This window comes from Chryseobacterium sp. SIMBA_028, assembly GCF_046535285.1.
In the GTDB taxonomy this organism is placed as follows: Bacteria; Bacteroidota; Bacteroidia; order Flavobacteriales; family Weeksellaceae; genus Chryseobacterium.
The window spans coordinates 463742-476128 of record NZ_JAWRWZ010000001.1 but is presented as its reverse complement, the minus strand read 5'-3'; the positions used below and the strand labels follow the sequence as shown (position 1 = coordinate 476128).

The 12387-nt window shown below is 33.7% G+C and carries 13 protein-coding genes and 1 tRNA gene; 6 read left to right on the top strand and 8 right to left on the bottom strand.

Annotation, left to right across the window (positions count from 1 at the left end):
- Positions 1-109 precede the first annotated feature (109 nt).
- Positions 110-182: transfer RNA gene (locus SCA31_RS02230), tRNA-Met, on the top strand.
- Positions 183-412: 230 nt separating this feature from the next.
- On the opposite strand, the gene SCA31_RS02225 is transcribed toward SCA31_RS02230, so the two are convergent.
- The 6 genes from SCA31_RS02225 to SCA31_RS02200 all read right to left on the bottom strand — a co-directional run bounded on the left by SCA31_RS02225 (position 413) and on the right by SCA31_RS02200 (position 5256).
- Positions 413-967, bottom strand: coding sequence for a DUF6705 family protein (locus SCA31_RS02225; RefSeq protein WP_410695190.1), 555 nt, complete (start codon positions 965-967; stop codon positions 413-415).
- A 356-nt stretch (positions 968-1323) separates the two neighbouring features.
- Complete coding sequence (locus tag SCA31_RS02220; RefSeq protein WP_410695188.1) at positions 1324-1734, bottom strand: hypothetical protein; 411 nt, start codon at positions 1732-1734, stop codon at positions 1324-1326.
- A gap of 11 nt (positions 1735-1745) precedes the next feature.
- A complete protein-coding gene (locus tag SCA31_RS02215) occupies positions 1746-3146 on the bottom strand; it encodes a hypothetical protein (protein WP_410695187.1) in 1401 nt (466 codons plus the stop codon).
- A gap of 262 nt (positions 3147-3408) precedes the next feature.
- On the bottom strand, positions 3409-4212 hold the full coding sequence (locus tag SCA31_RS02210; RefSeq protein WP_410695185.1) for a class I SAM-dependent methyltransferase: 804 nt from the start codon (positions 4210-4212) through the stop codon (positions 3409-3411).
- A 43-nt stretch (positions 4213-4255) separates the two neighbouring features.
- Positions 4256-4507: an Ada metal-binding domain-containing protein gene (locus tag SCA31_RS02205; protein ID WP_410695184.1), complete on the bottom strand. Its 252-nt coding sequence runs from the start codon at positions 4505-4507 to the stop codon at positions 4256-4258.
- 35 nt (positions 4508-4542) lie between these two features.
- Positions 4543-5256, bottom strand: coding sequence for a 2OG-Fe(II) oxygenase (locus SCA31_RS02200; RefSeq protein WP_410695183.1), 714 nt, complete (start codon positions 5254-5256; stop codon positions 4543-4545).
- 198 nt (positions 5257-5454) lie between these two features.
- Between SCA31_RS02200 and SCA31_RS02195 the strand changes: the two genes are divergently transcribed.
- Positions 5455-5901 (top strand): GNAT family N-acetyltransferase, encoded by a 447-nt coding sequence (locus SCA31_RS02195; protein WP_410695182.1) that lies wholly within the window; start codon positions 5455-5457, stop codon positions 5899-5901.
- A gap of 446 nt (positions 5902-6347) precedes the next feature.
- Here the strand turns inward: SCA31_RS02195 and SCA31_RS02190 are convergent, their stop codons facing one another.
- On the bottom strand, positions 6348-6929 hold the full coding sequence (locus SCA31_RS02190) for a hypothetical protein (RefSeq protein WP_410695181.1): 582 nt from the start codon (positions 6927-6929) through the stop codon (positions 6348-6350).
- Between the two features lie 334 nt (positions 6930-7263).
- Between SCA31_RS02190 and SCA31_RS02185 the strand changes: the two genes are divergently transcribed.
- Genes SCA31_RS02185 through SCA31_RS02175 form a run of 3 tightly spaced genes read left to right on the top strand, consistent with a single transcriptional unit; the run spans position 7264 to position 10358 of the window.
- On the top strand, positions 7264-7629 hold the full coding sequence (locus tag SCA31_RS02185; RefSeq protein WP_410695180.1) for a BlaI/MecI/CopY family transcriptional regulator: 366 nt from the start codon (positions 7264-7266) through the stop codon (positions 7627-7629).
- A gap of 5 nt (positions 7630-7634) precedes the next feature.
- Positions 7635-9398, top strand: a complete 1764-nt coding sequence (locus tag SCA31_RS02180) for a M56 family metallopeptidase (RefSeq protein WP_410695179.1) — start codon at positions 7635-7637, stop codon at positions 9396-9398.
- A 54-nt stretch (positions 9399-9452) separates the two neighbouring features.
- The gene (locus SCA31_RS02175; protein ID WP_410695178.1) at positions 9453-10358 is read left to right on the top strand and encodes a GLPGLI family protein; all 906 of its coding nucleotides are present in this window, start codon (positions 9453-9455) and stop codon (positions 10356-10358) included.
- A gap of 61 nt (positions 10359-10419) precedes the next feature.
- On the opposite strand, the gene SCA31_RS02170 is transcribed toward SCA31_RS02175, so the two are convergent.
- On the bottom strand, positions 10420-11373 hold the full coding sequence (locus SCA31_RS02170; RefSeq protein ID WP_410695177.1) for a lipid A deacylase LpxR family protein: 954 nt from the start codon (positions 11371-11373) through the stop codon (positions 10420-10422).
- A gap of 359 nt (positions 11374-11732) precedes the next feature.
- On the opposite strand from SCA31_RS02170, the gene SCA31_RS02165 reads away from it, so the two are divergent.
- On the top strand, positions 11733-12299 hold the full coding sequence (locus SCA31_RS02165; protein WP_410695176.1) for a sugar O-acetyltransferase: 567 nt from the start codon (positions 11733-11735) through the stop codon (positions 12297-12299).
- The last annotated feature ends 88 nt before the right edge of the window (positions 12300-12387 follow it).

The following is a 12387-nucleotide window of genomic DNA, read 5'->3' as shown; positions in this document are numbered from 1 at the left end:
GGGATGGAGCAGTAGGTAGCTCGTCGGGCTCATAACCCGAAGGTCATCGGTTCGAGTCCGGTTCCCGCTACTAAGTTAAGTGTCTTCGGTAGGCACTCTAAAAATACACCGCGGGATGGAGCAGTAGGTAGCTCGTCGGGCTCATAACCCGAAGGTCATCGGTTCGAGTCCGGTTCCCGCTACTAAGTTTTCTAAACTTGTAAAGTCGGTATAACAGAAAGTTATACCGACTTTTTTTATGCACATATTTTGAAATTTAAAGATTGAATGCATTATTTCTATCAAGAAATGAAAGGGAAAAGGTTGTTTGGGAAATGGAAGAATTTGTGAAAAAAAGAGATTGAAAAATTAAATGATAATTTCTAAAAAAAACGCACTCAATTGAGTGCGTTTTTTATATATGGTAAATATTTTACTGTTTTGTTAGAATGATTTCTTCAGGTAAAGAATCAGGAATATCAGTATTATAATACTGACAATCGGAGGTTATCATATTACTGCCAAAATAAAGATTCCAATTTATTTGAGTTTTAGAGGAATCAGTAAATTTCAATGTTACACTTCCATTTCTATTACATAAATCAGGGTCAACATAAGATAGCATATATCTATCACCATATCTTTTAAAGCTTAGACCTTTAATTTTTGCCTGAGAATCGCTAATGTTTGTATTATCGAAAAGAATACTTCCATTGGCATCAATGATTTTAAATTTTCCAACCAAGTAATCTTTGTAATAATTAAGATTGGGGACCGGTTGCTGGATTAATTTTTTGAATGTAACAAAAATAGTCTTGCTATTCCAAATCCCTTTCCAAGTCCCCTCGTAGTCAGGTAATTCATTATTTGTATCCTTTTGATATGACCCCTCTGGTAAAGAGGTCTCTGTTGGTCTCAATGAAAAAATCTGTTGTGCATTACAGAAAATTCCTACAAAAAATAGTACTATTAAAAATTTATTCTTCATGATTTTATTATTTATTAACAAGGGGTTGGTACATCTGTAATATCTGTTTTTGTTGAATTTAGTGTTTTTTTAACAGTTGTACCCTCACTATTTATTTTTACAAGAGTCACACCCTTTACATACATCATCTCTATCAAGAAATGAAAGGGGAAAAGTTATTGAGGAAATGGAAGAATTTGTGAAAAAAGAGATTGAAAAATTAAATGATAATTTCTAAAAAAAACGCACTCAATTGAGTGCATTTTTTTATTTTACTAGAATTTTATTGTTTTGTTAGAATAATATCCTTAGGTAAAGCTTCAGGAGTTTGAGTATTATATATTGCCATTCAATGATATGCTATTAGAAATTAATTTCTATCTATATACCACTATATCTTTCACTATTTTGTTACCAAAGAATGTACGTTCATCATTAGTAAAATAGAATTGATTTTTTTGCTCATAATACTTGGTTTGATCCCTCGGAATTTCCTCCTGCCAATAAATCAGTAAAGTGATGACATTATGAAAACTGGCTTCTTTACTTGCAAATTTAAATCTCGTTGTTCCTGATGATGCTTTTTTTCGGCCTGATGATATTGACCAAGCCGTCTTAGGTTGTATTTGGGTCATTTGCCCCAATAAAAACGAGAAAGGTTTGTTTACATACTGTGATTTATTTGCTTCAAATTGTTTTATGTATTTCATCGTATCTAATTGTGCATTCACTTTATTGAAAGTCAAGATAAAGAATACTAGAAAAAGTAATTTTATTGAATATTTCATGCTTTTTTAAATTATAAGTTACAATCGCTTGTTTCTGAATAGGATAATAGTACAATTGGTGTGCCCCCAGCATTGATGAAAGTATGATTTTCTTTAACGAAAAGGGATTTGAATTTCCCTGTCATATTATCTCTTTTGCTCAAGGAGAGCCCCATTTTATATTTATTCATTATCAATGCTGATGCCAAAGCAAAGGCTTCATCATCAGACTTACCATTGCTTATGAATTGATCCATTGCATTATTAAAATCAAATCCAATAGGAGAACTTCCATTCCATCCTCCTGTGGTAGTATCAAAATATGTAGCTACTGGATAATTACTGGCAAAGTTTGCAAAGTTAGTTGGGTTAGTTATATTAAAAACATAGGCCGAGTTATCTGCACCAAAAACGTAATAGTAAATAAAGCTGGAATTACTTGCATTTGCTTGCTGGAATGCATAAAAATCCCCTGCGGAAAAACTACTATATAATCCTGCTGTATGAGTGTGTACCCCTCCTTGTATGGTGATTGAACCACTTGTGGCAACAATGCCTACAGAATTACCTCCAGTTCCAGTTTTAACGGCTGTTGTTTGGTATTTTCCATCCTTGTCTTTACCAAATGAAAAAGACTTCTCATTTGTATCTGTTTTTATTGTCATTGTAATTGCTGCTTTTTGAACACTTACAGCAGAGTCCTCCACTATTTCTTTCGCATCATCATTATGAGCTTCTGCCTTTCCACATGGATCTGATGTGCCTGAATTTCCACTGGAAGCTCCACCACCTCCGCCACCATAATCACCAGGTCCACCACCCATATCATGTCCGCCATTGCCAGGACCTCCATTTCCACCCCATCCGTCATACATTGTCAGCCTTACCGGTCTTGTTACTCTGATGATCACTTCTCCTACGTCAATAGGATTGTTGCTATTTCTGGAAACAATCTTGGTTTCATAGTAGTCCTGAAATGTATTAATAAGATAAATAACATCGGGATGCGTGTTTTGGTGAACGTCAAAATAAAGATAGTCTCTTTCTGCATTTATCACTCCGGCTATTACAGCCGTTACCTTTCCATCCTTGAGCATCGGAAAGAATAGAAGCTTTCTATCATCTCCCTCATCTCCTCCAATATCCTGAGAGGAAACCCTTAAGTCCACTGTTCCATACTTGTTTTCAAGTTCGGTTTTCTTTTCGGGATACTTCTCAAAGTAGGCGAGCATGGAGTTTCCAAAGGGGAGTGCATAGTTGTTGGATGCTGCATTTTTGGAAAGACTTCTTTCCTTTTCAAAGCGTTCAAAAAAGGCAATTTTCTCCTTTTGTGTTTGTTCTGTACCTGTCAACATTTCATCTGTCCTACATGAATTAAGGGAAACAGATAAAGTGGAGAGCAATAGAAGTACATAGACTAGATTTGTCTTCATAAGCATTTGTGTTTTTGTAAATATAATAATTAATTCTATGTGATGTGATTTTTTATCACGGTGATAAAAGTAAATTAATTTTTCATATTCAAATTACTGAAAACCGTAACTCATTATAGGTACATAGTATCCACTTTATATCGTTTCTATATAAAAAAATAAAGCTTCTCGTAGATTTTGAAAATAGCACAAGTCTTTTCAACTGTGAAATTTTGAAAATCTACGGAAAGCTAAGTTTTAATGGCTTAAAATTGACTGGGAATTATTTTTTCTTTGTTGCTGTTATTAAATAAACCATAGGGATTTTATTGTCCAAATGTTCTATTCTATATTTTTTGGGCTCGAACTCAATGGTTTTATTGAAGCAGTTGTAAGGAGAATAGTCAAATTCGTCCAGATTATTGATTTCAAGGCCATTTTTAATCAGGCTATTTATAACCTCGCTTAAACCATGATTCCACATGACATAGGGTTGTGTAATTTCTGCATTTCTATCAGCATAGGTACCACTTTCTGTTTCAATAATGGCTCCCGAATTAAAGTATCTGTAGCCTATAGTGTCAAAGTTATCATCAAACATCCATACAACAGGGTGGAACTCTACAAATATAAACTGTCCACCCGGCTTCAAGAATTGTGAAATAACTTTTGCCCACTTATCCAGATCTGGTAACCATCCAATGGTTCCGTAGCTGGTATAAACAATATCAAATTGTTGGTTCAAATGATTGGGAAGATCGTAAATATCACAACAGACAAAGTTGGTATTGGATTGGGTATCAAGGGCGAGTTGTCTGGCACTTTCAATGGCCTTATCTGATAAATCAACACCGGTGGTATCTGCCCCAAGTCTGCTCAATGAAATGGTATCTTGACCGAAATGACATTGTAAATGTAAAACAGATTTTCCTTTGAGGTCTCCTAAAAGATTTAATTCAATGTCGTTCAATGAGCTATTTCCGTTTAAGAATCCCTTAAGATCATAAAATTCTGACTTTAAGTGGCTTTCTGTTCTGTTATTCCAGGAATTCCGATTGATTTCCAGATAATTATTCTCCGAATTCATTGTATTAGTTTTTAAATGATATGAATATACATAAATTCTTATATTAAATAGCTTTTTTGTAATCTTTCCAGCTTTTATATTGCGCGCTCATGCAATGCCCGCAGGGACGATAACCATTTTCCAGGGCTTCTTTTTCACTAATGAATAGAACCCTGTTTTCCTGCTTCATTCTTTTGCCGGAAGTGCAGCTGAGTAGTCCATAAATTTTCAATCTCTTATTTCCTCCAAAACAAATTTGCTGTCTTCTAATTTTACTTCTTAGTTCAGTATCTGATAATTGAGCGTGCGGTATCATATTTCTGGATTTATAGAATTGTTTATTTTAGTCTATCAACTGATTGCATCATGAAAAATAATTCCCAATGCATAACGTTTTCCTGTTTTTACTTCACTTACCCCGTGCTTCATATTCATCCTATAATATCCTTTGGTTCCTTTTTCAGGTTTAAAATTAGTGGTAAGAATAAGAATGTCTCCTTTTTTAGGTTTTAAAACAATAACTTTAGACTGTGCTCTGGGAATCTGTTGAGTAAGTACAAATTCTCCTCCTGTAAAATCTTCGTCTGGCTCACTAAGCATGAATACGATTTGAATAGGAAAATAATGATCTCCATATAGATCCTGATGCAAGGTATTGAAGCCACCCTCTTCATATTTTAAGATTAAAACAGTGGCCTTTTGTTGGTTGTGAGAATGACATTCTTGCAGAAACTTCTTGTGCTCCAAAGGAAAATGAATGTTAATATGTAAAGCTTTGAACCATGAGTTGGCAATAGGGGCCAGATGTGGATAGATTTGGGTACGTATTGTTTGAATCAGCTCTGGTAAAGGATAATTGAAGTATTTATATTCACCCAGACCAAAACGATGCCGTGCCATCACAACTGTTTTACGATAGAGATCTGCCATGTTGTAACTGGAAATTAATTCGTTGCATTGCTTGTCTGATAAGAATTGGGGAATGATGGCGTACCCATTTTGATACATTGCCTCTGTGATGTGCTGCCAGTTTGTGTTTTCAATTTTCTGAATTATATCGGTCATTGACTTTATTTTTAGGTGACAAAGTTCCCAACTTATAAAGAAGTATAAAATCCAAAACGTGCGGTTTTTTTATCTATTGGTAACCTCCATTGAATGTAGCTTTTCATCCTCTGGACTATTTGTATAACTTTAATCTGGATGGTAATGATGGTCTTATTTAAGGATACTTTTGCACTGTTAAACAAAATAAATATAACGATGAATTACACAATTAAAAAAGCAGGCCTTGAGGATCTTAATGCAGCCGCAGAATTATTCAATCTCTATCGAATCTTTTATAGACAGGAATCAGATTTGGAAAGAGGAAAGGCTTTTCTTAAAGAAAGATTTTTAAACAATGAGTCTGATATTTTTCTTGCTTGGGTTGAAGGTAAAGCCGTGGGATTTGTACAACTTTACAAATTGTTTCATTATACCAAGCTGCAAAAGCAGTGGTTGTTGAGTGACTTATTTGTACATCCTGACTATAGAGGAAAAGGGCTTTCTGTAGCTTTAATTGATCGTAGTAAACTATGGTGTGAAGAAACAGGTGCCTGCGGACTGATGTTGGAAACAGAAAAAACCAATGATATTGGAAATGCATTATATCCCCGTTGTGGATTTGAATATGATGGATTGCATAATTATTACCATTGGTGGAAATAGATAATACATAGAGGCAAGAAGAGAGAGGGCAAATGAGCGCCGGTTAGTCATTTTGTAGAAGCCATTTTTATACAGAACCGGTCTTACTTTAAGAGTTTTTATTTCTTCAATAATAAATTTTCTTATTTCCTGCCTCTATATTTAGCTATCAGAAAAGTAAAATAAGTAGTATTACTTCTACAACTATTATCATTTAATTCTACAATGATTCTTTTACAGGCAGACTGCATAATCCTATTTTTGTATAGCTTTACAGGTCATGGGTAGGACAGTTGATCCTGTAAAGTCTATGCAAAATTATCTCCGCCTTATTTTCTACTTTTTCCCCAGGTTTTATGATTAGTACCACAAAACTGCTTTTGGGCGGAGGTTCTTTTGCTCTCAATAAAAGAGAACTGCATCTGCAGTTCTCTTTTTTATGTTTTGAAAGTATAATGACTCCAATATTATTGAGCGATCTGAGCGTAAGGAGCTAGTTTATTCTCCTCAGACATGGTTTGCTCTAAAAATTCTCTCTTCTGGTCTGCCTTCATTCTTCCTGCAGCATCATTGGCATTGAAGTAAGCCTCATTAAGTTTTGTAGTGATATCAGCAGGTTTGAATTCGAATTTTGTATCTCCTTCTACCCCTAAATATCCATTCTTTCTTGTAAGATTAGAAATATAGTTACCATAATTAATGAATGTATTTCTTAGGTATTGAGTATGGTATTCCATACATTTTTTAGCTTTCTTCGAAGAATTGTTCAGAATACAGTTCTTCATATTGTTTCTGTAAAGAAACCATTCAGATTCCAGAATGCCATATTCCTTTCCTAGTGCAATTTTTCCGTTGGTAACGATGTTATTATCACTTTCTTTTGTAGCAATGGCCTGAAGATGTTGAATTACTAATGGAACTGTAGCTTCGATTTTTGATTTTGTATCCTTTAATATACTAAGGTCTGCAGCTGGTGATTTTGTCTTTTGTGCTGTCGTAACGTTAAAAATAAGCAGTAATAGTACAATCAATAAATTATATCTTTTCATGAGAAATTTTTAAAGCACTAAAATAAATATAATTTCCCGGTTAAAACAAATTCATTTTAATTTTATTTAATAAAAATTAACAAGTTTTAAGAATTTACAGAGTAATTAGTGTTTTTTCTATTAATTAAGCAGGTAATAATTTTACTTCATTAATAAATTAATATATTCTAATTAATTTTATTTTATTGATAATCAGCAGATTGTGTTTAAATCACATCTTATCACTAAAAAAATAGTTGTTTGATTCAAATTTATTTCTACATTTGTATAACTAATTTATTAGTGATACAAATTTCATGGATGATATATCACTATAATGATAAATGAACAAGATATGAAACATCAAACTTTAACAAAGGCAGAAGAACAGGTAATGCAGTATTTATGGAAATTGGAAAAAGGATTTCTTAAAGATGTTCTTGATCTTTTTCCTGAACCTAAGCCGCATACCAATACCGTTTCTACCATTTTAAAAGTATTGAAGGACAAGGAATTTGTAGACTATGGGGTACATGGGAGACAACATGAATATTTTCCGTTGGTTACAAAAGAGCAATACTCTGGAAAAACAATGAAAAGTCTTGTAAAAAACTATTTTAAAGGTTCTTATAAAAGTGCCGTTTCATTCCTGGTAGAAAAAAATGAAATGACAGTAGAGGATCTTGAAATGCTTTTAGACGAACTTAAAAAGAAAAACTAATAATCATGGAAGCAATACTTTTATACTTTGGAAAAGTAATTTTATGCTCAGGTGTAATGTTTTTGTACTATCAGTTGTCTTTAAAAGACAAGACATTCCATCACTATAACAGATTTTATCTGCTGGCGGCAATTTTAATATCATTATTACTGCCCCTTATCAAAGTAGAAGATTTTACGATAGAAGTAAATAGTGATATGTATATGCTTCTTGATAAAATTCAGAATTTTAAAACAGAAAAAAAACTAGACAATGGTAACCTTTATTTTAGTATTATTTTTTCAGCTCTGGGACTGGTTTCTCTCTATTTTTTAGGGAAGCTGCTCTATGGGATCTTTAAGATTCAGCAGTTTAAAGCAGAGTTTCAGAAAGAAAGTTTTGACGGGATCAATTTCTACCGTACAAACCTCACCGAAGCTCCATTTTCTTACTTTAAAAATCTTTTCTGGAAGAATACCATCACACTGGATTCTGAAATAGGAGAGCAAATTTTAAAGCACGAAATGGTACATATTGAACAGAAGCATTCATTTGATAAGATTCTTATTGAAGTCACTACAGCTATTTTCTGGTTCAATCCGTTCTTTCACATCATTAAAAGAGAAATTAGTTTAATCCATGAATATCTGGCTGATAAAAAAGCCGTCAAGAATTCGGACACCAAAGCATTTGCGCAGATGCTTTTAGCAAGCCACTTTTCCGGAACACAGCTGGCTGTTGCAAGTCCGTTTCTAAGTTCAAACCTTAAAAAAAGACTTAAAATGTTACAAAAACCAAAAACTAAATTCGGGTATGCGCATAGAATCCTAGCGTTGCCAGTTTTATTTACAGTAGCTTTTGCTTATTTGGTAAATGCTAAAAACAGAGAAATTGAAGAAACAAATCTTTCTATTAAAAAAGCAGTTTCAGAAATTAAAATAGACACGGTAAAAGAAAAAACAGAACAAAAGGAGATTACGGAGCCAACACCAAAATCATCTGGTAACCATGAAAGGTTGGCTCAGCTTGAAAGAAAATTAAGTGAAAAGGAAAATGAACTGAGTAATTTGAGCCCAGACAGCGAAGCATTTGACAAAAAAGTTGAAGAAATAAGTACCCTGGCATCAGAAATAGGAGGTATTGCAGGATCTATAGAAGTTGATGAATATTTCAATTCTTCTGAATGGAAGAATCAAATGAATGAGCTTGAAAATCTGAATCCTCTTGATAAAAAGGAACTTCGAAGAATTAAAAGAGAAGCCGCGAAAGCAGGTAGAGAAGCCGCCAAAGCCGCCAAAGAAGCCAGCAAAATTGGTATAGAGGCGGGAAGAATAGGGAGAGAAGCTGCTGAACAAGCCAGAAAAGATGGTGAGCTTGCAAGAATAGCCGGTGAAGAAGCCAGAATAAATGGAGAAGCTGCAAGAAAAGCAGGAGAAGAAGCCCGAAAAATAGGAGCAAAGGCAAGAGCAGAAGCACAAAAAATAGCGGCTGAAGCCGTTGGAAAAAATTTTAAGGAAATTAACTTCACAAAAGGAAGTACTTCACCTAATGTGATGGTTTTGCAGGCTGATTTCATTAAAAAAGATGGAAATGGAAACATTGCCATGAATGGGATCAAGAAATATAATATGAACGGCTTTGATGAATCTAAGTTTTTCGTAGACGGAAGAGAGGTTTCCAAAGAAGAGTTTCACTCTATAAAGCCTGAGAATATTGCAAGCATCAATGTCATTAAGGAAAATAAAATGAAAGGTACTGAGAGCGAAATAAGACTTCAGACAAAGAAATAAAGTTTCATCAAGCTTTGTCAATACCATTTGGCAAAGCTTTTTTTATTATTGATTATGAAAAGTAAAATTCTATTTTTGATGTTCCTAGGTGTATTGGCTAATGCACAAGTCAACAGGTTCTTTTATGAATACAAGTTTATTCCCGATTCTAATAATAAAGAAGAGGTGAAAAAGGAAATGATGTTGCTGGACATTGACAAAGACGGATCAAGCTATTACAGCCATGATAAATTTGTTGCAGATTCCATAAGCAGGGCAGAGCTTGAAAATCAACTGAAAGCAGGAGGCGGAAATATAAGCGTCAACAGGAGAGAAAAGCCAGGGCAGGTTGCCTATAAAGTAACCAAGCAATATCCTGATTTTAAAACCTACCTTTTCAGAAGTATCTCCATGGATAAATACAAGATCAAGGAAGATAAAAAACCGGAATGGAAAATACTGCCTGAAAAACAAAAAATAGGAGAATATAATGCCCAAAAAGCAGTAACCACTTTAGGAGGACGAGACTGGACAGCTTGGTTTACAACAGATATTCCTTTTCAGGACGGACCTTATATTTTTTATGGACTTCCGGGGCTTATTGTAAAGCTTGAAGATACTACAGGATCTCATATTATGGTGCTGGCAGGAAATAAGACGGTAAAAGCCCAAAGCTCAGAAAAGGAAATTCAGCTTCCTGAAAATGTGAAAGTGCTGGGACTGGGAGGAAAGGAAATTGAAGTAACAAAAGATCAGTTTAAAAAAGCATGGAAAGCCTATGCAAATGATCCTACAAAGAATATGAGGGAACTGATGATGAAAAGCGGAGGAGAAACTGGAACTAAGTTTGCCTTTAAAGTAAAAACCTCAGATGGAAAAGAAATTTCAGACCCAAGTCAGGTTTTCAGAGAGATGGAGAAAAGAACAAAAGAAGTGCTTCAAAAAGATAACAATCCGATAGAACCGGATCTTGTGAATTAAAATTATTTTATTTTCTACTTAAACAGGATAATTATAAAAAAATATTCTGTTTTTTTGCTTTTCAGAATAGATAAGAAAAAGAGAAAGAGCCCCAACTATGGTAATTTTTTATCATTGTCATAACATCTTTGGTCTGAAAAGTAAAAGAAATGCCTAAAGTAATATTTCTGCTGCTATAATCAATGCCTAATTGATTACTATAAACAAAAGGCAGGATCATAGAAGCTACTTGTTGGGTATTAAGCTCTTTACTGAAAATATTACCTTCTACCGTAGCATCGTAGACCGTGAAGATGATTTTTGGATGATAATAAAAATATAACTCATATGAGGATCTTAATGTATTTTCAGATGAACCTGTCAAGCTCTGAGTTAATTTTGAATTTGATAACGAATTAAATTTACCAAAGCGAAGAATAGGCCCTGTATTTATGCCTATTAGGCTATTTCCCAGATCCAGTTTGCTGTTTAAAGTTAGATCAAAAAAAGATTTCTTAAAAAAAGATTGACTCAATTCTGATGACATATTAAAGATAAATTGATTGTCTATCTGGTACTGCCATCCTTTTGTTTCATAAAGTCCTAATATTCTATGAATTAGATTTTGTGTGGATTCAGCCAGAGACAATTTACCTATTGTCCCGATCTGGACTGCTAATTTTATACTGGTCTCATTTTTATAAAGTAAATTAATATGTGGTTCTATATAAATATAACCCGCAAAAGGACGATCTATATGTTTAGGAGATAATATTACAGCGGATTGCGGAGTGTACATTTTTTGGACTACTTCTACGCCAATAATTTTGTTTGCTAATTTTGATCCCTTGGGAAGATTTAATGCCCGGAGATAATACAAAAAGATCCCATTTGTATAGTATCTGTCAGAGCCATTTGCTAAATAGGAATCATTATCTGTTTGGATGCCTATTTCATTTTTTGATCTTTGTGAAAGGATATTGATGCTCACAAAAAAACATGTAATTATCAGTAAATAATTATAATTTTTCTTCATTATTTGTGTGAAAAAAAATAAAGCAGGAAGAAAATGTTTTTTGTTATTTATATTACAGATATGTCTGAAAACTTAGACCCTTTATCTTGATGTATAAATTGAGACCTGAAACTTTATTTTATTATTAATATCAAAATTAGATTTATCTAATATTTTCTACAAAATATAGGCTGTCACTATTCCGGAATAGTGATAGTTTTTTTTATGTTTATTTTTGGTAATCAGATGGTTGAAAATATATAGGGTAAGGGCTCAAATACTTATACATCTGTAAAAAATCAATTTTCAGGCTGATTATTAATAATTATTCTGTTTTACTATTATCGTATCTTTAGACTTTAACTTCTACCCCAAAGATTATGACAGAAAAAGAAAAATGTGCAGCCGGACTTTTATATAACGCCAATTATGATGAACAACTGATTCGGGAACGTATTGCCTGTAAGGACCTGTGTGTGGAGTATAGCGGATTAAAAAATTCTGATGCCGAAAGTAGACAGAATCTGATTAAAAAGATTCTTGGCAGTACAAAAGAAAATATATGTATAGAACCATCTTTCTGGTGTGATTACGGATATAACATCGAAGTGGGAGAGAACTTTTACGCGAATCATAATCTTGTCATTTTAGACTGTGCTCCGGTAAAATTCGGGGACAATGTTTTTATAGGTCCCAATTGTAGTTTTTATACAGCGGGGCATCCTCTTGATGCAAAACAGAGAAATGAAGGCTTGGAATACGCACATCCCATTACAGTGGGAGATAACGTATGGTTAGGAGGAAATGTAGTCATTTTACCAGGAGTTTCCATTGGGAATAATACCGTGATAGGCGCGGGAAGTGTTGTTACTAAAAGCATTCCGGAGAATGTAGTTGCAGTAGGAAATCCTTGCAGGGTAGTTAAAAGTATTGCTGAGGAAAATTAAGAGTAGTAAAAAGAATGTTTAATCAATCCTACAAACTATAAAATAAAATCCCGAAACGAAGTTTCGGGATTTTTATATCAGAAATGAC

What these genes read in the sequence shown, in the direction of transcription:
- SCA31_RS02225 (WP_410695190.1), bottom strand. Translation starts at nt 967, where the DNA reads ATGAAGAATAAATTTTTAATAGTACTATTTTTTGTAGGAATTTTCTGT.
- SCA31_RS02220 (WP_410695188.1), bottom strand. Translation starts at nt 1,734, where the DNA reads ATGAAATATTCAATAAAATTACTTTTTCTAGTATTCTTTATCTTGACT.
- SCA31_RS02215 (WP_410695187.1), bottom strand. Translation starts at nt 3,146, where the DNA reads ATGAAGACAAATCTAGTCTATGTACTTCTATTGCTCTCCACTTTATCT.
- SCA31_RS02210 (WP_410695185.1), bottom strand. Translation starts at nt 4,212, where the DNA reads ATGAATTCGGAGAATAATTATCTGGAAATCAATCGGAATTCCTGGAAT.
- SCA31_RS02205 (WP_410695184.1), bottom strand. Translation starts at nt 4,507, where the DNA reads ATGATACCGCACGCTCAATTATCAGATACTGAACTAAGAAGTAAAATT.
- SCA31_RS02200 (WP_410695183.1), bottom strand. Translation starts at nt 5,256, where the DNA reads ATGACCGATATAATTCAGAAAATTGAAAACACAAACTGGCAGCACATC.
- SCA31_RS02195 (WP_410695182.1), top strand. Translation starts at nt 5,455, where the DNA reads ATGAATTACACAATTAAAAAAGCAGGCCTTGAGGATCTTAATGCAGCC.
- SCA31_RS02190 (WP_410695181.1), bottom strand. Translation starts at nt 6,929, where the DNA reads ATGAAAAGATATAATTTATTGATTGTACTATTACTGCTTATTTTTAAC.
- SCA31_RS02185 (WP_410695180.1), top strand. Translation starts at nt 7,264, where the DNA reads ATGAAACATCAAACTTTAACAAAGGCAGAAGAACAGGTAATGCAGTAT.
- SCA31_RS02180 (WP_410695179.1), top strand. Translation starts at nt 7,635, where the DNA reads ATGGAAGCAATACTTTTATACTTTGGAAAAGTAATTTTATGCTCAGGT.
- SCA31_RS02175 (WP_410695178.1), top strand. Translation starts at nt 9,453, where the DNA reads ATGAAAAGTAAAATTCTATTTTTGATGTTCCTAGGTGTATTGGCTAAT.
- SCA31_RS02170 (WP_410695177.1), bottom strand. Translation starts at nt 11,373, where the DNA reads ATGAAGAAAAATTATAATTATTTACTGATAATTACATGTTTTTTTGTG.
- SCA31_RS02165 (WP_410695176.1), top strand. Translation starts at nt 11,733, where the DNA reads ATGACAGAAAAAGAAAAATGTGCAGCCGGACTTTTATATAACGCCAAT.